Below are 22636 nucleotides of genomic sequence, written 5' to 3'. Positions count from 1 at the left end.
TCGAACACTTTGCATTTCAGTTCATCTTTTTCCTCAACTTGCTGCCAATACGGCTCGACACCAGTTGCATTTTTCTGAACAGAAGCATTGATGCGCCGTCTTCCTCCTCTTCGTGCGCTTGAAGCGTTCGTGCGCGTCGTCCGTCTCGGATCGGCGCGGGCGGCGGCGAACGAGCTTGGCCTAAGCCCGTCGGCGCTTTCGCGGCGTATCGGCAACCTCGAGGAGTTCACCGGCCGCAAACTGTTCTCGCGCACCGGCCAGACCATGCGACTGACAGAAGAAGGCCGGCAATTCTACGACAACGTCGCGCCCCACCTGGAAGCGCTGGCCGTGGCCGTGCAGGCACAATCGGAGAACCTGCAGCTCCTGCGCCTGCGGCTGGGCGTCCTTCCGCTTTTCGGCACGCAGCGGCTGTTTCCCCGGCTCCCCGAGCTACGCGGTCTCCATCCGCGATTGCACATCGACATCGACACCGGCCCACACCTGATCGACCGGGTCGGCGATACCCTCGACGCCGCAATACTGCTCACGACCGATCCCGGCCCCGGCTTTCATTCGGTGCAGCTGGACCAGAACACGGTCCACGCCATCTGCAGCCGCACCCTGGCCGACGAGCTGGGGCCGGCTCCCGACATCAAGGCGCTAAGCAAGCAGACCTTCCTGATCCATACCGACATGCCGCTGAGCTTCGACGCGTGGAAATCCGCGCTCGGTTTTCAGGGGCTGCAGCCGCAGGCGATCGACCACTACGATTCCGGGCAGCTCATCCTCGAAGCCGCCGCCCAGGGCCTGGGTATTGCCGTGATGCACGACGATCACCTGAAGCGGAACAACGACCCCCGTCTTGCCAAGCTTTACGACATCCGTATCGACAGCCCCTATAGTTACTGGTTCGTCTGCCGGCCCGTCGATCTCGACAGCCGGCCCGTGCGCCTATTTCATGATTGGCTCGTGGAAGCAGGACTGTAGGATATTGCCGCCATTCACCGGCCAAGAAGCGCCGGGAGGTTCAGGAGAGGAAACACCGTGCAAATGAAGTTCGCTTTGTTGGCCGCTGCGCTGACGCTCAGTCCAGCGATCGCCCCGACCACTGCCTTTGCCCAGATGCGGGCCCTGAGCGACCCGGTCGTCGGCCACCCCGACCCGGAATCGCTGTTCACCAGCCCGGACCGCAAGCTCCATCGCAACAAGCAGGCAGCGCTGCGTATTCAGCGTGAACTGCTCAAGTGCAACGAATGGGCTCGCGCCGGCGAATGGCTGACCGATCGCTATATTCAGCACAACCCTGTGGCCGCCTCGGGCCTGAAGGGCGTGCAGGACTACTTCCTCAATGTAGCCAAGCGCACTCCGACGGTTCCCTGCCCCAACCTGAGCGCCAACGATCCCAACGCGGTCGTCGCGGTGATGGCCGAAGGGGACTACGTCACCATCCTTACCAAGCGCATCGTTCCGTACGCCGACGATCCGAGCCAGAGCTACACCACCACCTGGTTCGACACCTGGCGCTTCGTTGACGGCAAGGCCGACGAGCATTGGGACCCGGCGACCCTTCCGACGGGCCCGGCGCCCCAGGCCGCGGCCTCGGCGCCTTATCTCGGAACCGACGAAGACCGAGCGGCCATCAACGCCCTGATGTGGCGCTACGACCGCTCGCTCGATCACTACGATGCCGAGGCCTACGCCGCCAACTTCACCCCGGACGGCGCGTTCGGGCAGGTCAAGGGCCACGACGCCTTGCGCAAGATGATCACCGACCTCGTCGCCGGGCAAGACAAGCGCCGGGCCGAAGGCGCGACGATCGGGAAGATGCACCACTTCACGATGAACCAGTGGCTCGAGTTCACCGGACCGACGACTGCCCGCTATCACTACTATCACCAGACCGTGTTCGGCACCGGTGGCGCCCTCGGTAGCCCCACGGCCCCGGTGATGGCCGCGGCGGGCCAGGGCGTGGACGATCTCGTGAAGGTCGATGGCAAGTGGTACATCCAGTACCGCAACGTCGCTCCGACGAGGGAGCAGGAGTAGGCGCGGGTCTTAGCCGAATGTAGAAGGGGCGCCTTCCGGCGCCCCTTTTTTTGTTTCAGCTAACCGTCGCTTTGACGATCTTGCCGGGCTGCCGCGGCGGCTCGCCCTTGGGCAGCGCGTCGATGTGTTCCATGCCGCTCTCGACCTGGCCCCAGACGGTGTACTGCTTGTCGAGGAAGCGGGCATCGTCGAAGCAGATGAAGAACTGGCTGTTGGCGCTGTCGGGCACTTGGGTCCGCGCCATCGAGCAGGTTCCACGCACGTGCGGTTCGGCGTTGAATTCGGCCTTGATGTCGGGTCGGTCGGAACCGCCCATGCCCGTTCCGGTCGGGTCGCCGCCCTGGGCCATGAAGCCCGGGATCACGCGGTGGAACACGACGCCGTCGTAAAAGCCTTCCTTCGCGAGATCGGTGATCCGCTCGACATGACCGGGCGCGAGATCAGGCCGTAGCTTGATCACGACATCCCTGGCCTCCCCGTCGCCAGTATCGAGAGTAAAGGTCAGCTTTTCGTCGGCCATGAGGGTATCTCCTGAAAGTTGTGGGCGGGATATAAGCTTATAGCCAAGGATGTCACCCGCCCGCTTTGCTTTTGCGGCCTACGAGAATAGGGCCGAATCATGGCCGAACAGGATCTCACCGAGCTGGAACAGGAGGCACCCCGCGAGGATGGTGCCGAGCTCGACGAGGAGAATCGGTTGAAGCCGCAGTTCGTCAACGCCGTGATCGAAGCGCTCGACCAGGGCGACGAGAGCCGCGCCTACGAGCTGGTGGAACCACTCCACCCAGCCGACATCGCCGACTTGTTCGAATTGCTCGAACGTGACCAGCGCCGTCGCCTCGCCGCCGCCATCACCGATCTGCTGACCGGCGAGGTCATCGCCGAACTCAACGACTACGTCCGCGACGACATGATGGAGGCCCTGCCCGCCTCTGCCGTGGCCGAGATCGCCGAGCAACTCGACACTGACGACGCCGTCCAGTTGATCGAGGACCTCGAGCCCGAAGACCAGCGCGCCATTCTCGCGGAAATGGAGCCGGAAGACCGCGCGGCCATCGAAAGCGCGTTGTCCTACCCCGAAGAGTCCGCCGGCCGCCTGATGCAGCGCGAGCTGGTGGCGGTGCCCGAACACCTCAGCGTGGGCGACCTGATCGACTATCTGCGCGAGCATGACGAGCTCACCACCGAGTTCTGGGAAGTGTTCATCGTCGACCACACGCACAAGCCGGTGGGCACCTGTCAGCTCAGCTGGATCCTGCGCACTCCGCGGCAGATCCCGCTGGCGGACGTAATGAAGCGTGACCAGACCCTGATCCCGGTAACGATGGACCAGGAAGAAGTCGCTCTGCGCTTTCAGAAGTACGCCCTGATCAGCGCCGCGGTGGTCGACGAGGACGGCAGGCTGGTCGGCCAGATCACCGTCGACGACGTAGTCCACATCATCCAGGAAGAGGCTGACGAGGACGTCATGCTTCTGTCCGGCGCGGGCGAAGGCGACATCAACGAGCCGATCCGGGAGTCCTATTCCGCACGTGTTCGCTGGCTGATGGCGAACCTCATCACCGCTTCGGTCGCCTCGTTCGTCATCTACCGCTTTGAAGGCGTCCTGGCCCAACTCATCACGCTCGCGGTATTGATGCCGATCGTTGCCGGGATCGGCGGAAATGCCGGCACGCAAACGTTGGCGGTGACCGTCCGGGCCCTGGCGACCAACCAGCTCACATCGAGCAACAGCTGGCGCGCGGTGCGGCGCGAGCTGTCGATCGCCTTGCTCAACGGCCTCAGTCTCGCCCTGGTGACGGGCACGGCGGTGAGCATCCTGTTCGCCGACTGGAGCCTTGGACTACCGGCGGGAATCGAATGGCACCTCGGTTTGGTGATCGGCCTGGCGATGATGGCCAACATTCTCATTGCGGGCATGGCCGGCGTGGTCGTCCCGCTGACTATCGAGAGGTTCCGCGCCGACCCGGCGATCGCTTCGTCGATCTTCGTGACCATGACGACGGATTCGATGGGCTTCCTGGTCTTCCTGGGGCTGGCGGTCGCGACCGGATTGGTGAACTGATTTGTCATGCCGCTGAGCATGACCAAGATCGCCTATCGTTCGGGCAGCATCGAGAACCTCAGGCAATGGGTCGAGGCCGGGCCGGAGGCTCTGATGACGACGCGCTATCTGCCCAAGAGGCATGAGGAAATGATCGGGGGATCGCTCTACTGGATCATCGAGCATGCGATCGTGGCCCGCAGTGAAATTTGCGGCTTCGAGCAACGCCCCGATGGGCGATGGACCATCCGCCTCGCTCCGCGCCTGGTCCTGGTCCACCCCCGCGCCAAACGGGCACACCAGGGTTGGCGTTATCTCGAGGAAGCGGATGCGCCCGCAGATCTGGAAGACGGCGAGACCTCGGGCGACGTCATGCCCGGCCGCCTGGTTCGCGAACTGAGCAAGCTGGGGCTGGCCTGAAGAGGTTAAGCGCCGCGCAACCCTTTGCCACGGCTCTGTAACAATCCTCTGCCAGCGCGCCCGTTAGTTAAGGGACGCAAAAGCCGGGGGATCAATGATGAGCGAGGTGGTTCCGGCGCAAACAGGCGCCGCATCCGCGCGCCTGCACGGCGTGGTGGTGCTCGCACCGCACGATGCCTTGCTCGCTTCGATCAAGGAGCGACTGGCCCGGCCCTGGCGCCAGGCGCGCCAGTCGCTGGCCGCCCGTATCGGGCTAGCGGCAGGGGGCATGACCCTGCTGCTGGTCGTTCTTGGCCTGACTGTCGGTGCCGCCATGGTCACACTCGCCACCAGCAGTGAACGATCACGGGTCCTCAATGAAGCGGCCCTGGCTTCCGCCGAACTGACTTCGAGCATCGCCGACAGCCGGTACTACGCCTCCCGCTACGCCGCGACCGGCGAGGGGGACGAGATCGAGCGAGCTGGGAAAACGCTCGCCAGGGCCAAGGAGCGGCTGGAGCTGGCTCGGGAAAGGTCGCTCAATACCGATGCGCAAGCGGTCGAGGCGATGGAGTGGCTGCGCTACCAGGTCGACGGGTTCGAGAATGAACTCGGCGCGCTCAAGAACTCGGTCGCTCGGTACGGTCCGTCGGCGAGCGGCGACGCCCTCGCCAAGGCCATCGACGTCAGCGGCGAGCAACTGGCCGAGCAGGCTCGCGGAGTCGAGAAGCGGCTGGCCGGAGCCTCGGAGTCCACCACGGCCAGAGTTTCCCGGCTCGGCTGGCAACTCGTCGCGGCCGTGGTCGCACTTCTGGCCGCCGGCCTCGCGGTCACCGTCGTGGGAGCTCGCTTCGTTGCCCGGACGACCTCGCATTCGATTCGTGAGATAACCGCCGCGATGAGCGCTCTCGCCAAAGGCGATCGCCATGTCGCCGTCCCCGGCACGGCGCGCGAAGACGAAATAGGCGAGATGGCGCGAGCGCTCGCGGTGTTCCGGAAGAGCGCGCAGGACTTGGCCACCTTGCAGGAAGAGGCTGCCCGGTCCGCGCGTGAGGAGCTCGTGCGGCAGGAAATGGAGCGCGACCGCAGGATTCGGCTGATGCACGAGGTGGCGTCGCAATTCGAGCATACCGTCGGTGGCATCGTGAGCGGCGTCGCCACCGCGTCCAAGCAACTGGAATTGACCGCCAGTTCTATGGCCGCCAGGGCCAGCCAATCGGCGCAGGTCACCGGTGACGTCTCCCGGTCGATCCAGCAGTCGACCGGTGGCATGACCGCCGCCGCATCGGTTAGCGACCAGTTCGCGGCCTCGATCGGCGAGATCAGCCAGCAGGCGGCCAGCTCCGCCGCAAGGGCACAAGACGCGCGGCGGATCGTCCAGGGAGCCGACGCTATTGTCGCCGCCCTGGCCAACTCCACCGGCGAGATCGAAACCATTGTCGGGATGATCGATGGGATCGCTCAGCGGACCTCGCTCCTCGCCCTCAACGCCTCGATCGAGGCGGCGCGCAGCGGTGAGGCCGGGCGTGGCTTTGCGGTCGTGGCGGGAGAGGTGAAGGCGCTCGCCAGGCAAACCAGCGACGCGACCGGCGATGTGGCGGATCGCATTCAGGCGATCCAGCATGCGACCGGAGAGAGCATCGCCGCGCTGCGCCAGATCGCGGAACAGGTCCACCTACTCGAAGGCAGTGCCGTGGCGATCGCGCAATCGGTCGACGAGCAGATGATGGCGAGCAAGGAACTGGCCAGCAACCTCGCCCGCGCCGCGTCCGGAGCGGACGAAGTCGGTTACAATATGGGTCAGGTCAGCGAGACGGCGGACTCGACAGGGGCGGCGGCGGCGCAAGTGCTCGATGCGGCCAGCGATCTCCATCGCCAGGCCGAAGTCCTGCGGGGTCAGGTGGACGAGTTTCTCGGTTACGTGCGCGCGGCTTGATCCTCCCGCGAGAGCCCGTCCGCCCCCGACTGCGTCGGCGGTCCCCCTCCCCGAGCGAACTCGGGGAGGATCTGGAGGGTATCCCCCTCCCGCTTGCGGGAGGGGAGCAGGCACAGCCAACCACCCGCGGGCGAGTGCGGGCCTAACGCCGGGAAGACCAAAGTCGCGGACGGGCAAAGGCCGGCGCGTCCTGGGCGTCACAGGATTGCCTTGCGCGAGCATGGAGTGCGAACGGCGGCGAGGGCTGCGGCAAACCTCGCTGCTCGGCCCTGTCGGACCCGAGGCGCTGGCGGTTAGGGCTCGCAGGTCCCGCCAGCGGTTGTCATCCCCGTATCCTGCGGACACCCTCTGACGATGTCGGAAGGGCGCCGGCCTTGCGCGGGAGAGAGAAGCGAAGCGCTAACCGCTCCCGCACCCGTCGCTGGTGTCAGTGGCATTCTGACGGCGGGGCACATAACCGATATGGTTCGTTGTGTCAAGATTTAAGCGGCCTGAACCAGACCCGCGACCTGCCGCAGCATCTTGGAGAAGTCCTGCTGCTCGCGGGCACCGAGGATCAGGTATTTGCCGTCGATCACGAAGCTCGGCACCGAGTTAATCCCCGCTTGCCGCCCCCGCTCTTCCTCGTAACGCGTGGCGATAGCGAGCGCCTCGTCATCCAGCGCGGCCGCCGCCTTGGCGCGGTCGAGCCCCTCGGCAGCCGCGATGTCGAGCAGCACCTCCCGGTCGCTCACGTTGCGGCGCTGCTGGAAATGCGCCTTGAACAAAGCTACCTCGAGCCGGGTCTGCGCCTCGGGCCCCTGCTCCGCCAGCGCCCAGCGCAGAAGCTTGTGGGCGTCGAAGGTGTTCCAGATCATCGGCGCGGGCTCGTCACCCTCGCCGGTGTAGGCCATCGGAAAGCCCGCACGCTCGGCGGTCTCCTGCATATTGCTGCGCATCGCAGCGATCTCCGCCGGAGTGCGGCTGTAGACTTCCGCAAGGTGCCGGGCCTGATCCTTGCCTTCGGCAGGAAGTTCGGGATTGAGTTCGAACGGCATCCAGCGAACGGTGACGTCGACCTCGCTCGACAGTTCGCTAACCGATTTGGCAAATTGCGTATAGCCGATGGCGCACCAGGGACACATGACATCGGACCAGATGTCGACAGCGATCTTGGGTCTCTCGGTCATGCGGTTTGCTCCAGCCACCATTGCAACAAGTGATGGGCGATCGCCTGGCGTGGCGGGGGAATGAAACTTTCACTCTCCGCCCCCTTCGCCATCGCCTCGGCCACGTCGGATCTCGTGAACCAGTTTGCGTCTTCGATCTCGGTCTTGTCGATCGCAAGTTCACGGCTGTCCGCTTTTCCTATGCACCCGATCATCAGCTGTGAGGGGAACGGCCAGGGCTGGCTGGCGACGTAGCGCACGTCGCGCACCCGCACCCCGGCCTCTTCGAACACCTCGCGCGCCACGGCCTCCTCGATCGTCTCGCCGGGTTCGACGAAGCCGGCGAGTGCAGAATAGCTGCGCGGCGGAAATCGCGACTGTCGGCCGAGCAGGAGCTTGCCCTCGCATTCGACGAGCATGATCGCGACAGGGTCGACACGGGGGAAATGCTGGGCCGAGCAGGACCCGCAGTCCCGCTGCCAACCGCCCTTGGCCAAGTGCGTCGGCCGTCCGCAACGGGCGCAGAAACGGTGTCGCGCGTGCCAGTCGAGCACACTGCGTGCGGTGCCGAAGATCGCGAGGTCTGCCGCCCCCAGCTGCGCGATCGCGCCCCAGGTCTTGCGGTGAGCGTAGGCCGGGTCCGGATCGCCTTCGGTGGGAACGGCAGCGAACAGCGCCTGTCCCTCTCGCTGACCGAGGAACACCAGTTCGACGTCACCCGGCGCTTCGCTCACCGGCCCCCACGCCAGGCCCCCGTCCTCGGACAGCTCCGGCAAGAGACCCTCCAGCTTGAGCAGCAGGGCATCACCCGCGCGCAGCGCCGCCAGCTTCTCAGGATCGGTACGCAGATGGTCGGCGCGGTCTAGCGGCTGACCGGCAAAGGCGATGGAGTTCATGCCCGGCCCATAGCCGCTAGGTCAGCGCGAATGGCGGCGGGAAATTCTTCGAGCAACGGATACTCCATCTGCGGCATGTATTGGGTGAACAGTCCGGCGCGCAGGCCAAGCGGCAGGTGGACGAAGCCGATGGTCCCCGCTGCGCCGGCCCAGCCGTAAACCCCCGCCTCGTCGCCGCGCCCCACACGAGCCCCGGCACCGAAGTCCCAGGTCTTGGTGAAGTCGTCCTCGGGCAAGATGGTGTTCGGCAGGATGTTAGAGGTGCCGAGACGGACCGCCTGCTCGCTTATGACGCGCAGCCCCCCGGTCTCGCCGTAGCCGACCAGCATCTTGAGGAACTTGTCGTAGTCGAGCGGCGTGCTCGCCAGTCCTGCCCCACCGAAAGGAAACGGCGGCTTGTCGAAGTAGATGGAATTCGCACCCAGATCGATCGGCAGCAGGGTGCCGTTGAGCAGGAAATAGCTAGTCGTCATGCGGTCCGCGTTTTCGCGCGGAACCTGGAAGCCGGTATCCGCCATTGTCAGCGGGTCGAAGAAGCGTTCCTGCAGGAAGCGATCGAAGGGTTGGCCGGAAACGACCTCGATCACCCGGCCCATCAAGTCGAGCGCCATCGAGTAGCTCCACCGCGTGCCTGGCTGGTAGACCAGCGGCATCTCCGCCAGCCGGTCGGCGAACACATCTAGCCCCTGCACCGGCGTGCCGCGGAAGATCGGCAGCGCCTGGAGCCGAGTGACCATGCCGGGGACGATTCCGTTCTCCCGGAAGGCCGTGGCGATTGGGCCCTGTTGGACGATGCCATAGCCTATGCCCGCCGTGTGGGTGAGCATCTGGCGGATCGTGATCGGGCGGATCGCCGGCTCCAGATTGTCGGGCGTGATCGGTCCGTCATAGACCTTCTGCACCTGCATGTTCCGATACTTGGGCAGGATTTCGTAGAGGGGTTGGTCGAGGCCGAGCTTGCCCTCGTCGATCAGCGAGATCGCGGCCATGCCGGTGATTGGCTTGGTCATCGAATAGATGCGGTAGATGCTGCGTCCGTCCGACTGGCGTGGGCCGGTGAAGCTGTCGACTCCCGCCGCGATCACCATCGGATCCTCCTGCCCAAAGCCGAGAGTCACCACCATGTTGGCGACCTTGCGGCTATCGACGTAGCTGGAGATAAGGCGGGTGACGTTGGGCCACGCGGCCGGGGCCTGGGCGAAGGCCGGAATGCCTGGCAGCAAGGCCCCCGCTCCCAGCATCGCCGCGCCGCCAAGGCATTGGCGGCGAGTGAGACCGACGTCCTTCAGAAGCTCCTGCATCGCTCAGTTTCCTCCCTAGGGGTGACGGGGTGACACGGTACGTGAAAGTGTCAACTTAGCCGTTTCCGCCCCCGTTTCCGCCCCCGTTTTCCGTAGCCTGACGCCGACTGTTTGGACCTCGCATGAATGGAAGACTCGGCCATCGGGCGACCCTGCGCCGAAATGGGGTGAGTAGGAAAGTTCTATTCTTCCGGGCTCTTGATTAGCTCCAGTGTATTAGCGATATAACGCACATGCTCAACGTACTCTCGATCCTCACCGGTATTGTCGCGCTGGTTCTGGCCATCCCTTCCGCCATCCCGTTCCTTGGTTGGGGCAATTGGATTGTGCTGCCCATTGCCGTGGTCGGCATCGGGCTTGGCGCCTTGTCGCGTTCGAATGGAGGGCGGAACTTCTGCCTGATCGTGTTCGGGATCGCGGTCGTACGGCTGATGCTGGGCGGCGGGATTATTTGACGGTCCTGCTTAGCTTGCCGGATCGTACCCGAACTCGCGCAGCTCCTGCGAGCAACGACAAGCCTTTGCGATCTTCGCCGCCCAACGAACGGCCTCGTCCCGCGTCGGCAATTCCAGGATGGTGAAACCGCCGTTCAGCGTGCTTCCGGGATAAAGTTCATGCGAGATCAGGCCCCCGGACGATACCAGCACCGGAGCCGCCTGCTCATCTATCCCGCCGCCAAATACGTAGACACCGGCCTTCTTTGCTTCTTCGATGACGGCATGTGAGTCGGCCACCACATTGGGAAAATCCTCGTCGGTGACGACCATGGCTTCGCTGGGAAACGAAATCAGGTACTTCGTCATTTGGCATTCCTCGATCCAGGCAAGCCCATGATGAACGAAGTAGCCTACCGACCGGAGCGATGGCCGCAATGGGTGTAATGCGGTCGTTCAGCTACCAATTGTACCGAACTCCGATCTTCGCGTCGTAGGCTTTACTGTCTCCGTCGAAGGTCGAGTTGTAGCTGCCTGCTCCGAAGAGCGTAGTGTTGCGATCGAGGTGCCAGCTCACACCGGCGTCGATCTCCCACCAGGTGCGCGGAAGCTCGGCTTCGAACGCCAGAAAGCCGGTTTCTGTCGAGAACTCGGTCTTGGGGTGTCCGGTGAACTCGTGCCACAAGTTCACCCGGATCCAGCCCAGCTCGTCGCCGATATTATTGAGCCTGGCGCCGATGCGTCCCGCGAGGGAATTGAGATCGCGAAAACGGATGGTGGAAGCGACGTCGCTCATGTCGTCGAGTGACAAGGTCTGGTAGATCAACTGCGCTTGGGGTTCGAGCCGCCAATCGTCATCGATCTCGAGCGGATATCCGCCCTCGAGAGAGGCGGCCAGGCTGAATCCGTCAGTTCTGACTTCCGCAAGGCGTCGCGGCCGGACGTGGATGTTGAGCCAGGTGGCCTGAACCACGGCATCGAGATATTCCCCGCCCTCCTCAAAGTGAGTCCAATAGGCACCCAGGGTGCCATTCTTCATGGTCACCGTTCCGCCAGCGAACTCCTGGTCCAGTATCTGGTGCGTGACTCGGGAGTCGGCTTCTCCGTAAACGCCATAGATTCCCGCGTGGTCGCGATCGCCCTCGTCGTCTTCGGCACGGTAGATATCGATCCCGCCCTGAAATGCCCAGCTATCCATCTTGTAGCTGGGCCCCGTTCCGTAGATGCCTCTGTCGGTGTGGTGCCGGACGTCCTTCGCGATGAAGCGCCCCCACACGCCATTGGGGTTTTCATCGTCATTCAGTTCCGGATCGCCGCGCAACTGCTCTTCATCTCCCACTCGTTCGTGGAGAGTGTCGAGGATACCCCGGCCATAGACGAGCGCGGCCGTCGGTAACGCCGTTATGAGAGAAACCTCCTCGCGATAATTGGGCGTTGGCCGGGGATGCGGCGTCGGCGTTGGAGTGGGTGTCGGCGTTGGCGTCGGAGCGGGTGTCGGCGTCGGCGTCGGCGTTGGTGTCGGAGTGGGTGTCGGCGTTGGTGTCGGCGTCGGAGTGGGGGTCGGAGTGGGCGTTGGCGTGGGCGTTGGCGTGGGCGTCGGAGTGGGCGTTGGCGTTGGCGTGGGCGTGGGCGTGGGTGTTGGCGTCGGAGTCGGAGTGGGTGTCGGTGTCGGTGTCGGCGTTGGTGTTGGTGTTGGCGTCGGAGTGGGTGTCGGTGTCGGTGTCGGTGTCGGTGTCGGCGTTGGTGTTGGTGTTGGTGTTGGTGTTGGTGTTGGCGTAGGTGTGGGGCACGGCGGCGAGGGGGCGCCCGGGACGGAGCAATCGAGAGTGGACCGCAAGTACCAGCTGTCAGGCCCACTCGTGTCGACACTCCCCCGATACAGCAGGTACTCGTACGGTCCTGCTATCGCGGGGGCACCAAGCTGAAATGCCCCCGTCGCGGTCGTGCCGCCGTTGACGGCATCCACGACAAGAATGCCGTTTCCCGTTGTGACTGCACCGCGACCGGTCGTGTTTGTGATGCGAAGCGCGGTATTCCCCGTGCCGGTCCCGCCGTCGATAACCAATAGGTCGGAAGGGGAGCCGTCCAGGCCGAGATAAGTGTTGAGCCCGAGTACGCCTCCCTGCCCAATCCAGTTGATCACCGTCAGCGTTTTGTAGCTCGAAAGAAGCGTGGGATCGCTCGTCGGAGCCAGGTACAAAATGCTGCTCAGGTTATTCGTGACGCTGGTGAGATTGGAGTTGCCGGTGAGATCCCACACGCTGCCCTGGTCCAGGACCAGATTGGACACGCTGCCGGACGCTGTCAGCGCCGAACCCGTCGCCCGCGAAGCTGTGAGGGTCACGTTCGCAAGACCGGGCAGCGCTGCCGGAGCCAGGGCAGCCGGCGACAGCCGTGCCGAAACGAGCGTCAGACCCGGATCCTGGTTTTCGCTCAACGGAGCTTGGGCATCGAGCGGAGCGAAATCATCCGACGTCGCAACTTGCAACCACTGCTCGTTTCCACCTTCGGCAAGCGGAGTGCCCACTGTCGAGCGGAGAAAGACAATGTCGGCATTTCCGGCCGCGACAACAGTGGCTCCATTCGCGTTGGCGAGCTCGCTGTCGGCGACGCTGGCGAGCGACGCGGGCCCGAAATCCCCGAGTACAAAAAGCGCGGCGGCGCCGGACCCCGTAGCGTCGATCGAGACATCCGTTCCCGACAAGCGGGCTCCGTTCTGGACGACGGCGCCGTGCGCGAGCGCTCCACTTGTTTCGATCGACAACCCCGTCAGCGTGATCGAGGTCGGTTCGTCGCGGCCGTCGGGCACAACCGCATCGACGAAGTACCGCGACTGCACTCCGTAGGCACTCGGCCCGGACGTAACGACTTGTCCGTTCTGTGCCGTCAATTGTCCGCCACCAATGGCTCGTAGCCCGATAGCGTCGCTGCCCGATGTCGTGATTGAAATCCCGGCGAGGTCCATCGTTGCCGTGGCGATGTGGAAGTCCCGCGAGACGTACGCCCCATAGGCTCGCAGGCCTTCGGTAGTAACCACCAGGTCCGTGCCGGTGACATCGACAAGGAATTGCGCGCCTTCCTGGTCGATGCCCGCGTAAAGCCCGATCCCAAGAGCGCCCTCCGTGCTGATCGAATTGCCGTCGAGCGTGACGATCCCGCCATCGTCCGCGACCACGCCAAAGGCTTCCAGTCCGGTCACGAGAACCGAGGTGCCGGTAGAGTCGAGAAGGCCACCCGAATTGTAGGCGGTCATTCCATGGGCGCGCCGGGCGCTTGCCGTGCCCGCATTCTCAGCATCCCCCGAAGTGGTGATCGAACCCCCTGTCAGTGAGATGGTACTGCTTCCGCCCGAAACCGCCCCGTAGGATCGGCCAGCGCCCGTCGTCGCAATGACGACATTGGTCGCATCGACGGTGGAGGACCCAGCTTCGAGGGCGGCAGAATTGATTCCGCCCGTGCTGATCGATCCGCCACTCAACGTGGCTGTCGATTGATTCACCACGCGCACGCCTGGCGCTGTGGGACCGGTCGCCGTGATGCTGGTATCGGTCGCGGAAAAGCTGGAACCAGTCCCGCCAAGCACGCCCACTGCGACGGCAGTCACAACCGCCGTCAGGCTGCTATCCGAGACACTGACCGTCGCACCGTTTTGAATGTCGATCGCATTCGCTGCCGCGTTACCTTGCGTACCACTCGTCGTAACCGTGATGTCGCTCGCATCTATGCGCGATCCCGCCCCGTCGGCGTGCAGGCCGTCTCCGCGACCCCCGGTGGTGGTAATCGTCACACCGTCGAGGGTCATCGTACCACCGGTGCGGACGTCCGCCGCCGCCGCGTTGAGCACTTCTGAGCCGCCGCTTCCGGTGGTGTGAAGGGTGCCGCCGGTCAATTCGATGCGGGCGCCATCTTCGGCTCGGGCGGCGTTGGTCGCCGTTCCACCGGCACTGGCAGCGAGGTTCGTTCCGATCACGGAACTACCCGTCCCGGTAGCCAACAAGGTGTGACTGGCCCCAGCCGCCGTGCTGTAGGTGCCGTCCGTCAACTCAATCGCCGCCCCGGCCTCGCTGCGCGCTGCGCTCGCCGTCGCGTTGGTTGTGTTGACCGTGAGCGATTGGCCTTCGATCCGTGAATGGGTGCCCGTAGCGAACAACGCATGCGCGTTGGCCGCACTAGTGGAAAGGCTGCTGGTAAACAGATCGATCGTAGCCCCGCTTTCGGCCCGTGCAGCGTTGGCAAAGGCTCCGGCCGTGGTGACGGTGATGTCTCGGCCCAGGATCGAGCTGCCGGTTCCGGTTGCGGTCAGGGCGTAGCTGCTGGTGTTGGCGGGCACGCCTACCGCGGCACTCGTCGTGTTGGTCGTCGCGATCGTCGCACCTTGAGACAAGGAGATTGCGCCGCCGTTCTCCGCCCGCACGCCGAACGACGCGCGCGATGTGGTCGTGACAGAGCCCCCCGTCATCTCGATCCGGCTGTCTTGCCCTGACGCGACCAGACCATGGTTGAAGTAGCTTACTGTCCCGCTGTTTCCGCCCAGCATCTGTATGCTTGATGTCGTCAAAGCGACGAAGCCGCCATCCACGGCGCGTATCGCGGTAAGGTTGTTCGCGGCGGTCGTGCCGTTTCCCAAGGTAAACGCGCTGTCGGTGACTCTTGCGAGGCTGCCGATACCCGTGACGATCGCCCCCGTTTGGCCGCTGATGGTCGTGGTTGCGGTCGAGGTGGTCTTGAGCGTGCTGTTAGTGACAGTGATGTCGGCGCCGGTCTGCAACCTCGCACCGGTCGCGTTCCCGGCCTGCAGGTTGATGGTTATGCCGTCGGCGGTGACGTCTCCATTGGCACCGCTATTCGAGAGGCCGGTCCCACCGGCAGTGGTTACTGTAATGATTGTGCCGCTCGGCACCGTGCATTCGAGATCGTTTACATTAAGAGTCGGACAAGTTTGCGCCTGTGCCGACCGAATGAGGCACGCACTCGTCAGGCACCCCACCGCAAGCGCGAGCGCGGAACTCCCCGCCAGTAAGTTAAAGCGCGCTCCGCCACACGATCTCGCATGACTTCCGGCCCAATCGAGCCACGCTTGACCTGGTGAATTCACTGACATCTCAGCGAACTCCTCTCAAGTGTCTGCTATTTTTCGAAATACCGGGCCGCGTCTGTGTCGCGCCATCGGGTAATCCCCCGACAAGCCGTGACGATTGTACTCACTAAGCTATAAGGGTCCGGTCGAGCCGGGCGGCTCAGAAATGGCTACTTTGAGTGTCCGCAACGGGTGGGAACCGCTCAGTCCGGTTCCGTTGCGATCTCTCCCGACAGGCGATCGAGCCAGGCTTGCGCCTGCTTGGGTTCACCTACCGCTTGCGGACCCACCGGGCCTCGTGAAGCGAGGAACTGTCGATGAAGTTCGAATGGCGGCAGCGCGAGTTGGTCTCTCGCTCGGTCAATCGCTTCACTTATCTCATTCAGATTATCGATGACTGGTGCAATCGCTTCACGTGTACGGCGGTCGCCATTATGATCGAACAGACCCCACTTCCCCGACGCCGCAACACGAAGTGCAACAAGCAGCGCATCGGAATATTCCGCTTCAAGTTCCAAGCGGCGGACGTCTAAACGAGCAAGGCGATCGATCTTTGCCATCACGTAAGTCCTAGGCCGTCGTGGTTTCGGCCGCAACATGCCCGCAATGGGTCGAAAGCAGTCTGTCCGCTTCCGACCCATGCACCGCTTCGCGCCTTGGTGCCTTTGCGCGGACCCCGCTCGCCGCTCGCGCGCGCGACGAACTTGGGGAGGGCCTACTCCACCGCCATCGCCAACAGCGCTGCCTTGGCAAAGAGCGTCGGCAACCCCGCCTCCTCGATCCGGGCAATCGGCCACCACTCTCCCTCACCCAATGCGCCGAATTTCTCCCCGGCATAGATCGCGAGGCCAAGCTCGAGGTCGAAGTGCGTAAACCCATGGCGCACCACGCCTCCGGCTTTCCACGCCCCGGGAATCGGCGCGTTTTCCGAGCCATCCTTGCGCGAGCTCCAGCCATCGTCTGGCAGCGCGCGCATTCCGCCGAGCATGCCCTTCGAGGGCCGCCGCACCAACCAGACCTGTCCGTTGCGTTCGATCCAGAAGGCCGTCCCTGTGCGCCCAGTCCGCTCCTTCTTGCGCGCCTTGACCGGCAGGTCAGACTGCCTCCCCTGCGCCCGGGCAAGGCACGGCGCCGACAGCGGGCACAGCAGGCACTTGGGCGCCCGAGTGGTGCAGATCGTAGCGCCGAGGTCCATCATCGCCTGCGCGAAGTCGCCCGGGCGTTCGCGCGGGGTGATGTCTTCGGCAGCGGCCCGGATGGCCTTGCGGGCGCCAGGCAGCGGCTCGTCGATCAGGAACAGGCGGGCGACCACCCGCTCGACATTGGCGTCCACCACCGTCGCCGCCTCGCCGAACGCAATCGCCGCTACCGCCGCAGCGGTGTAGGCACCAAGGCCGGGGAGTTGTCTCAGGCCCTCTTCGGTCTCGGGAAAACCTCCGCGTTCGGCCACGGCTTTGGCGCAGGCAATGAGGTTGCGAGCGCGCGAGTAGTATCCCAGCCCTGCCCACTCGGCCATGACCGCTTCCTCCGGCGCGTCGGCCAGCGCTTTCACCGTTGGCCAGCGAGCGGCGAACTTTTCGAAATAGGGCGCGGCGTGCGCGGTCGTGGTCTGCTGAAGCATGACCTCCGACAGCCACACCCGGTACGGGTCGGGGCGTTCGGCCGAGCCAGGTGCGATTCTCCACGGAAATGCGCGCGCGTGGCCATCGTACCATTCGAGCAAAGCGGCTGGGACCCTATCCTCCATCGCGCCGCTATGGCATGGGCTTGGCGTCCATGGAACGCGATGGCGAAAAGAAGAAGGGGGTTAAGCCCAAGGCTTACGAGCGCCCGCGCGGAGGTCCCGCTCGGCCGGTGGCGGAGCTTGTCCCGCAGATCGGGCGCGCCGCGTTCCGCCGGTTCGGTTTCGTGCAGTCGAGCGTGGTCACGCGCTGGCCCGAGATCGTCGGCCCCACCCATGCGAAAGTCTGCAGCCCCGAAGCGATCCGCTTTCCGCCAGGGGAGAAGAACGACGGCATCCTGCAACTGGTCGTCCTGCCGGCCCATGCCCCGCTGATCCAGCACCTGATCCCCGAGATCATGGAGCGCGTGAACCGGTTCTTCGGCTACAAGGCTGTGGCGCGGGTGAAGTTGCGGCAAGGCGCGGTTAAGCCGCCGCGTGCAGAAGGCGTGCGGACGGCGCCGCCTTCGCTCAAGCCAATCCCGATGGAATTGGGCGACAGCTTGCGCGATATTGGGGATCCGGAACTGCGTGCCGTGCTCGAATCGCTGGCGCGCAGTCTTGGAACGAGAGAGGGGTCCGAATGATCGGTAGAAGGATTGCCGCTGCCCTTGCGCTGGGTGTCGCGGCGCTGGCATCGGGCGGTGCCACCGCAAACTGGAACGCCACGGTCAGCGCGACCGGCACGAGCCACCTTATCGGCAACCCGGCCGCCAAGGTCAGGCTTGTCGAGTACATCAGCTATACCTGCCCGCATTGCGCGGCTTTCACCCGCGAGGGGGAAGAGCCGATCAAGCTGGCCTACATCGCGCCAGGCAAGGTCAACCTGGAGGTCCGCCACCTGCTGCGCGATCCGGTGGACCTGACAGTAGCCGTGCTGGCGCATTGCGGCCCCGTGTCGAAGTTCCCGCAGAACCATTCCGCGTTCATGTTCGGGCAGGACAAGTGGCTCGCGACCCTGACCAAGGCCACGCCGGCCCAACAGCAGCGCTGGAAGGCGAGCGGGGCCGCCGGCCGCAAGGCGATCGCGAGTGACGGCGGCCTCTACGCCATCATGACTCGGCGCGGGTATTCGCGCACGGAAGTCGACCGCTGCCTGGCCGATGACGCTTTCGTGAAGACCCTGGCGGAAACGTCGGCCAAGGATTGGGAAAAGCCCGGTATCGACAGCACCCCGACTTTCGCGGTCAACGGGGTGGTCCTGCCCGGCACACACACCTGGGACGCGCTTTCCAAGCAGCTCGACGAATTCGTCCGCAAAGCGTCCTGAGCCCCTAGTTCAGCTATATAGACCCACTCGAGAGGGAACCCGCATGATAACCATTCGCCAAGTGTCCTTCGCCATCCTCGCCGCAACGTCGGCGCTCGCGCTCGCCGCGTGTGGCGAAAAAGCCGAGGAAGGCGCGCCCAAGGGCGAACCGATCGCCAACATCGCCGCGCCGGCCGGCACGACCTGGGCCGAGACCGCCGTTGAAACACCCGAAGGCGGCTTCCGCATCGGCAATCCCGAAGCCCCGCTCAAGCTGGTCGAATACGCCAGCCACACCTGCTCGCACTGCGCCGAGTTCTCGCAGCAGGGATCCGGCCCGCTCGATGAATATGTGAACCGTGGCATCGTCAGCTACGAGATCCGCAACCTCGTCCGCGACTCGCTGGACCTGACGATTGCCATGCTGGCCCGCTGCGGTACGCCTGAGACATTCCACCCGCTCGCTAACCAGGCCTGGGCCAACTTCACCCCGATCATGGAGCACGTGCAGGCCAATGCCGGCGCGGTCCAGGCGGCGATGGAATCGGCCCCGGCCCAGCGCTTCCAGAACATTGCCGAGGCCGCTGGCCTGTTCGACTTCTTCGCCGCTCGCGGAATCAGTCGCGACCAGGCGATGATGTGCCTGGCCGACACGGCCAAGGCGCAGAAGATCGCTACCGCGTCGCAGACCCAGGCTGACGAACTCAAACTCACCGGCACGCCGACCTTCATTCTCAACGGCAAGGTCATCGACGGCACGAGCTGGGAAGTGCTCGAGGCCGCGCTTCAGGCCGCCGGAGCGCGCTGAAGTTTAGGCCGCAAACCCCGACACGGCACCGTACCGGGGATTGCGGCCTGACCATGGCGCGGCGCATAGCTGTGGAAACAGCGGCGCCGCGCTTCTTCCGCCAGCTCCGTTGGTCTAGCCTCTCCCTCTTACGCAGGGGGTTTTTGCGACCGATGGACATTCACGTCCAATGCTGATCCGCAAACTCAAGCTCGCAGGCTTCAAGAGCTTCGTCGAGCCCTCCGAGCTGCGCATCGAGCCCGGCCTCACTGGCGTGGTCGGGCCTAACGGCTGCGGCAAGTCCAACCTTCTCGAAGCAATCCGCTGGGTCATGGGCGAAAACTCGCCCAAGTCGATGCGTTCGGGCGGCATGGACGACGTGATCTTTGCCGGCACGGCCCAGCGCCCACCGCGCGATTTCGCCGAGGTCGTCCTCGACGCTGTGCGTGACGATGGCGAGGAATTGCAGGTCACTCGCCGGATCGAGCGGGGCGCGGGCAGCGCCTATCGCGTCAACGGGCGCGATGTGCGGGCGAAGGACGTGTCGCTGGTCTTCGCCGACGCGGCCACCGGTGCGCACAGTCCCGCGCTCGTCAGCCAGGGCAAGATCGCCGCGGTCATCGCCGCCAAGCCGGCAGAGCGGCGCATGATGTTGGAGGAAGCCGCCGGCATCGCCGGGCTCCACGTCCGCCGTCGGGACGCGGAGAGCAAACTCAAGCAGACCGAGGCCAACCTCGCCCGCCTCGAAGATCTTGCCGCCGGACTAGACAGCCAGATGGCGACGCTGCGCCGGCAGGCCAAACAGGCGGAGCGGTACAAGGCTCTGTCCGACAAGATTCAGCACGCCGAGGCGCGTCTCGTCTTCGCACGGTGGCGCGACGCCGCCCAGGCGGCGGAGGCCGCGCGGGCCAGCGCACGTGGCGCCGAACAGAAGGTCGAGTTGGCCCAGCGGTTAACCCAGGAAGCGCAGAAGGCTCAGGCGGCCGCGGCAGAAAAACTGGCCGAAGTGCGCGAGGAACTGGCCGACAGGCGCGATGATGCCAGCGCGCACGGTCACCGGATGGCAGCGCTTTCCAGCCAACTCGAAGCCGCCGAACAGCGCCTGGCCGACCTCGACCGTCAGAAGCAGCGGCTGGAGGAAGACCGCGGCGAGGCTGATCGCGTGACGCGCGACGCGGCCGAGGCACTCAAGAAGCTGGCCGAAGATCTCGCCAGGGGTGAGGCCGGCTTGACTGCGGACGAGGCGCGCAGGCCCGAATTCACCCGCGCGGCGGAGCAGGCCGAAGCGGCCTCGCGCGCCGCCGAACTGGCGCTGGCCAAGGCGACCGCCGACCATGCGGGCGTAGAGGCGGAGTGGCGCATCGCCCAGGCCGAGGTCGGCCAGGTCGAAGCCAGGCTCGCGCGATTGGAGAATGAGGTCCGGCGGCTCGAGGACCAGCGCGCCTCCCTTTCCGCCCAGGGCGACCCTGACGAGGTGGTCGTCACCGCCCAGTCCGCCGCCGACGAAGCCGCACAAACCCTCGCCCGCACTCGCGAGAAGCTCTCCGAGGGGCAGGCGCGCAAGGAAGACCTAGCCAAGGCCCGCGACGAAGCTGCCAGCGCCCTCGCCACCGCGCGCGCCGAGCTGGCCGGGATCGAGCGTGAGTGGCAAGCGCTCCAGCGTGATCGAGAGGCCCGAGCGAAACAGGCCGCGGGCAAGCACGGCCTCCCCGTCGCGCTAGACAAGGTCGCCGCCGAACCGGGCTACGAACGGGCGCTCGCCGCCGTCCTCGGGCGTGACGCCAAGGCGCCACTTGGATCACCCTCGGGAGACGCGGAGGGCCGCTACTGGAGCGGCGCCGAAGCGCCCTCGCCGGTCGCCGGCAGTCTTGCAGCCCATGTCCGCGACTGCCCGCCGCAGTTAGCTGCGCGGCTGGCACTGGTCCATTTCGTGGAGAGCGACGATGGCCGCTTGCTCAAGCCGGGTGAATGGCTGGTCACGCGCGATGGTCGCTTGCGCCGGTGGGATGGCTTCCTGGCGCGCGGCGAAGGAGCGGCCGAGGCGGCCCGCCTTGAGGCCGAGAACCGATTTGCCGAACTCGACGCCCAGCTCCCGGCCCTTCGCGAGGCCGCGAACAAGGCCGAATTGGCCCAACGGGCAGCGCAGAAAGACCTCGCCGAGCTCCAGCGAACCCTTGTCGGGATCGAGCGCGAGACCCAACAGGCCGCCGAAGTCGAACGTCAGGCCCTGCGCGCGCTCGATCAGGCCGAAGCCGCGCGCGAACGCCTCGCGGCCCGCCGAGAAGAGCTAACTGCGGCTGAGACCGGCCTCGCCGAACAGCGCCAACAGGTCCAGGCGGAACTCACGGCGGCGCAGGCCAAGAAGCGCGACTTGCCCGACCCCGAGACCGGGCGCGCCGCCCTCACCGCCGCGCAGGCGAGGAACGAAGCTGCGCGCGTTACGCTCCAAAGCACCGCGGCCGCCCTCGCCGCGCACGACCAGGCACTCGCCGTCGCGCGCGAGCGGGTCTCGACCCAGCGCGCCGACATCAAGGGTTGGGAAGCCCGTGCCGGCGACGCCGCCAAGCGCTTGTCCGACATGTCCCTGCGGTTCGACGAGATCGCCGAGGAACGTGCGATCGTCGCTGCCAAGCCCGCTTCGCTGATGCGCGAGATCGAGGGCGGCGAAGCGGTGCGTGACCGGTTGGCCACCGAACTCGCCGCCGCCGAGGCCGCGGTCGCTGCGGCCACCGAGGAAGGCCGGACCGCGGATGGCGCTCTGACAGTGGCCAACGAAGCCCTGGCCTCTGCCCGCGAAGAGCGTGCCGGTTCCGCCGCTCGCGCCGAAAACGAAGAATCCCGGCGCGAGGAGATGGCGCGCATTTCCGGCGAGCGCTTCCAATGTCCGCCGCCAGTGCTCGCCAGCCGCTTCGAGTTCGACCCCGCCGAGATTTCCGGCTCGGGGGAGGAATCCGCGGTGATGGACCGCCTGGTCGGTGATCGCGAGAGGATCGGTCCGGTCAACCTCGTCGCGGCCGACGAACTGGCCCGGATCGAGGAAGAGCATGGCGCGAGCGTGGCCGAACAGGCCGAATTGGCCGAGGCCGTCAATCGCCTGCGCGGCTCGATCGGCAACCTCAACCGCGAAGGCCGTGAGCGGCTGCGCACCGCCTTTGAGGAAGTGGACGCGCATTTCCGCCAGCTGTTCACGCGGCTGTTCGAGGGTGGGCAGGCTCACCTTGCGTTGGTCGATTCCGACGATCCGCTCGAGGCGGGCCTTGAGATCTATGCCCAGCCCCCCGGCAAGCGGCTGCAATCGCTGACACTGCTATCAGGTGGCGAGCAGGCCCTGACCGCAGTGGCGCTGATCTTTGCTCTGTTCCTGACGAATCCCGCGCCGATCTGCGTACTCGACGAAGTCGACGCCCCGCTCGACGATGCCAATATCGATCGCTTCTGCGACCTGCTCGATGCAATGGTCCGAGAGACGCAGACCCGCTACCTCATCGTCACCCATAACGCGGTGACCATGAGCCGGATGCATCGCCTGTTCGGCGTGACGATGGTGGAGAAGGGCGTGAGCCGCCTGGTGAGCGTGGACCTCGGCGGAGCCGAGGAGCTTCTGGCGGCTGAGTAGA

18 protein-coding genes are annotated in these 22636 nt (G+C 65.2%); 10 read left to right on the top strand and 8 right to left on the bottom strand.

Annotation, left to right across the window (positions count from 1 at the left end):
* Positions 1-90 precede the first annotated feature (90 nt).
* Both KK137_RS02815 and KK137_RS02810 read left to right on the top strand, forming a co-directional pair.
* Positions 91-969, top strand: coding sequence for a LysR substrate-binding domain-containing protein (locus tag KK137_RS02815; RefSeq protein WP_214534525.1), 879 nt, complete (start codon positions 91-93; stop codon positions 967-969).
* A gap of 63 nt (positions 970-1032) precedes the next feature.
* On the top strand, positions 1033-2028 hold the full coding sequence (locus tag KK137_RS02810) for a nuclear transport factor 2 family protein (RefSeq protein ID WP_214534524.1): 996 nt from the start codon (positions 1033-1035) through the stop codon (positions 2026-2028).
* 55 nt (positions 2029-2083) lie between these two features.
* On the opposite strand, the gene KK137_RS02805 is transcribed toward KK137_RS02810, so the two are convergent.
* Positions 2084-2548 carry a peptidylprolyl isomerase gene (locus KK137_RS02805; protein ID WP_214534523.1) on the bottom strand — a complete coding sequence of 155 codons (465 nt, stop codon included), beginning with the start codon at positions 2546-2548 and terminating at the stop codon, positions 2084-2086.
* Positions 2549-2647: 99 nt separating this feature from the next.
* Between KK137_RS02805 and mgtE the strand changes: the two genes are divergently transcribed.
* The 3 genes from mgtE (at position 2648) to KK137_RS02790 (ending at position 6407) form a co-directional block, all read left to right on the top strand.
* Positions 2648-4093: a magnesium transporter gene (mgtE, locus tag KK137_RS02800; RefSeq protein WP_214534522.1), complete on the top strand. Its 1446-nt coding sequence runs from the start codon at positions 2648-2650 to the stop codon at positions 4091-4093.
* Positions 4094-4099: 6 nt separating this feature from the next.
* On the top strand, positions 4100-4492 hold the full coding sequence (locus tag KK137_RS02795) for a DUF1489 family protein (RefSeq protein WP_214534521.1): 393 nt from the start codon (positions 4100-4102) through the stop codon (positions 4490-4492).
* Between the two features lie 97 nt (positions 4493-4589).
* Entirely contained in the window at positions 4590-6407 is a 1818-nt protein-coding gene (locus KK137_RS02790; RefSeq protein WP_214534520.1) for a methyl-accepting chemotaxis protein, read from the top strand.
* Positions 6408-6889: 482 nt separating this feature from the next.
* On the opposite strand, the gene KK137_RS02785 is transcribed toward KK137_RS02790, so the two are convergent.
* From KK137_RS02785 to KK137_RS02775, 3 genes are read right to left on the bottom strand one after another with little or no spacing between them, the layout of a single operon-like run.
* Positions 6890-7576 carry a DsbA family oxidoreductase gene (locus KK137_RS02785; RefSeq protein ID WP_214534519.1) on the bottom strand — a complete coding sequence of 229 codons (687 nt, stop codon included), beginning with the start codon at positions 7574-7576 and terminating at the stop codon, positions 6890-6892.
* The gene (nudC, locus tag KK137_RS02780) at positions 7573-8451 is read right to left on the bottom strand and encodes an NAD(+) diphosphatase (RefSeq protein ID WP_214534518.1); all 879 of its coding nucleotides are present in this window, start codon (positions 8449-8451) and stop codon (positions 7573-7575) included. Before nudC ends, KK137_RS02785 begins: the two co-directional genes overlap by 4 nt.
* A complete protein-coding gene (locus KK137_RS02775) occupies positions 8448-9752 on the bottom strand; it encodes a serine hydrolase domain-containing protein (protein WP_214534517.1) in 1305 nt (434 codons plus the stop codon). The genes nudC and KK137_RS02775 overlap by 4 nt, the downstream gene beginning before the upstream one ends.
* Positions 9753-9985: 233 nt before the next feature.
* On the opposite strand from KK137_RS02775, the gene KK137_RS02770 reads away from it, so the two are divergent.
* Positions 9986-10207: a hypothetical protein gene (locus tag KK137_RS02770; protein ID WP_214534516.1), complete on the top strand. Its 222-nt coding sequence runs from the start codon at positions 9986-9988 to the stop codon at positions 10205-10207.
* A 9-nt stretch (positions 10208-10216) separates the two neighbouring features.
* On the opposite strand, the gene KK137_RS02765 is transcribed toward KK137_RS02770, so the two are convergent.
* From KK137_RS02765 to KK137_RS02750, 4 genes are all read right to left on the bottom strand, one after another.
* Entirely contained in the window at positions 10217-10555 is a 339-nt protein-coding gene (locus KK137_RS02765) for a YciI family protein (protein WP_214534515.1), read from the bottom strand.
* A 91-nt stretch (positions 10556-10646) separates the two neighbouring features.
* On the bottom strand, positions 10647-15086 hold the full coding sequence (locus tag KK137_RS16800) for an autotransporter outer membrane beta-barrel domain-containing protein (protein ID WP_214534514.1): 4440 nt from the start codon (positions 15084-15086) through the stop codon (positions 10647-10649).
* Positions 15087-15466: 380 nt separating this feature from the next.
* Positions 15467-15823 carry a hypothetical protein gene (locus KK137_RS02755; RefSeq protein ID WP_214534513.1) on the bottom strand — a complete coding sequence of 119 codons (357 nt, stop codon included), beginning with the start codon at positions 15821-15823 and terminating at the stop codon, positions 15467-15469.
* Positions 15824-15978: 155 nt separating this feature from the next.
* Positions 15979-17010, bottom strand: a complete 1032-nt coding sequence (locus KK137_RS02750; RefSeq protein ID WP_214534512.1) for an A/G-specific adenine glycosylase — start codon at positions 17008-17010, stop codon at positions 15979-15981.
* A gap of 14 nt (positions 17011-17024) precedes the next feature.
* Between KK137_RS02750 and KK137_RS02745 the strand changes: the two genes are divergently transcribed.
* The 4 genes from KK137_RS02745 to KK137_RS02730 all read left to right on the top strand — a co-directional run bounded on the left by KK137_RS02745 (position 17025) and on the right by KK137_RS02730 (position 22635).
* Complete coding sequence (locus tag KK137_RS02745) at positions 17025-17570, top strand: DUF721 domain-containing protein (protein ID WP_214534511.1); 546 nt, start codon at positions 17025-17027, stop codon at positions 17568-17570.
* Positions 17567-18253 carry a thioredoxin domain-containing protein gene (locus KK137_RS02740; RefSeq protein ID WP_214534510.1) on the top strand — a complete coding sequence of 229 codons (687 nt, stop codon included), beginning with the start codon at positions 17567-17569 and terminating at the stop codon, positions 18251-18253. The genes KK137_RS02745 and KK137_RS02740 overlap by 4 nt, the downstream gene beginning before the upstream one ends.
* Before the next feature lie 43 nt (positions 18254-18296).
* Positions 18297-19040 (top strand): thioredoxin domain-containing protein, encoded by a 744-nt coding sequence (locus tag KK137_RS02735; protein ID WP_214534509.1) that lies wholly within the window; start codon positions 18297-18299, stop codon positions 19038-19040.
* A 169-nt stretch (positions 19041-19209) separates the two neighbouring features.
* Positions 19210-22635, top strand: a complete 3426-nt coding sequence (locus KK137_RS02730) for a chromosome segregation SMC family protein (protein WP_214534508.1) — start codon at positions 19210-19212, stop codon at positions 22633-22635.
* The last annotated feature ends 1 nt before the right edge of the window (position 22636 follow it).

Origin of the sequence: Croceibacterium selenioxidans (genome assembly GCF_018599195.1) — a bacterium.
GTDB classification, from domain to species: domain Bacteria; phylum Pseudomonadota; class Alphaproteobacteria; order Sphingomonadales; family Sphingomonadaceae; genus Croceibacterium_A; species Croceibacterium_A selenioxidans.
This window is presented reverse-complemented; position numbering and strand designations above follow the sequence as displayed.

Coding starts and splice junctions, on each gene's coding strand:
- mgtE (WP_214534522.1), top strand. CDS start 2,648: ATGGCCGAACAGGATCTCACCGAGCTGGAACAGGAGGCACCCCGCGAG.
- KK137_RS02750 (WP_214534512.1), bottom strand. CDS start 17,010: ATGGAGGATAGGGTCCCAGCCGCTTTGCTCGAATGGTACGATGGCCAC.
- KK137_RS02765 (WP_214534515.1), bottom strand. CDS start 10,555: ATGACGAAGTACCTGATTTCGTTTCCCAGCGAAGCCATGGTCGTCACC.
- KK137_RS02745 (WP_214534511.1), top strand. CDS start 17,025: ATGGGCTTGGCGTCCATGGAACGCGATGGCGAAAAGAAGAAGGGGGTT.
- nudC (WP_214534518.1), bottom strand. CDS start 8,451: ATGAACTCCATCGCCTTTGCCGGTCAGCCGCTAGACCGCGCCGACCAT.
- KK137_RS02805 (WP_214534523.1), bottom strand. CDS start 2,548: ATGGCCGACGAAAAGCTGACCTTTACTCTCGATACTGGCGACGGGGAG.
- KK137_RS02815 (WP_214534525.1), top strand. CDS start 91: ATGCGCCGTCTTCCTCCTCTTCGTGCGCTTGAAGCGTTCGTGCGCGTC.
- KK137_RS02755 (WP_214534513.1), bottom strand. CDS start 15,823: ATGGCAAAGATCGATCGCCTTGCTCGTTTAGACGTCCGCCGCTTGGAA.
- KK137_RS02790 (WP_214534520.1), top strand. CDS start 4,590: ATGAGCGAGGTGGTTCCGGCGCAAACAGGCGCCGCATCCGCGCGCCTG.
- KK137_RS02740 (WP_214534510.1), top strand. CDS start 17,567: ATGATCGGTAGAAGGATTGCCGCTGCCCTTGCGCTGGGTGTCGCGGCG.
- KK137_RS02795 (WP_214534521.1), top strand. CDS start 4,100: ATGCCGCTGAGCATGACCAAGATCGCCTATCGTTCGGGCAGCATCGAG.
- KK137_RS02770 (WP_214534516.1), top strand. CDS start 9,986: ATGCTCAACGTACTCTCGATCCTCACCGGTATTGTCGCGCTGGTTCTG.
- KK137_RS02785 (WP_214534519.1), bottom strand. CDS start 7,576: ATGACCGAGAGACCCAAGATCGCTGTCGACATCTGGTCCGATGTCATG.
- KK137_RS02810 (WP_214534524.1), top strand. CDS start 1,033: ATGAAGTTCGCTTTGTTGGCCGCTGCGCTGACGCTCAGTCCAGCGATC.
- KK137_RS02735 (WP_214534509.1), top strand. CDS start 18,297: ATGATAACCATTCGCCAAGTGTCCTTCGCCATCCTCGCCGCAACGTCG.
- KK137_RS02775 (WP_214534517.1), bottom strand. CDS start 9,752: ATGCAGGAGCTTCTGAAGGACGTCGGTCTCACTCGCCGCCAATGCCTT.
- KK137_RS02730 (WP_214534508.1), top strand. CDS start 19,210: ATGCTGATCCGCAAACTCAAGCTCGCAGGCTTCAAGAGCTTCGTCGAG.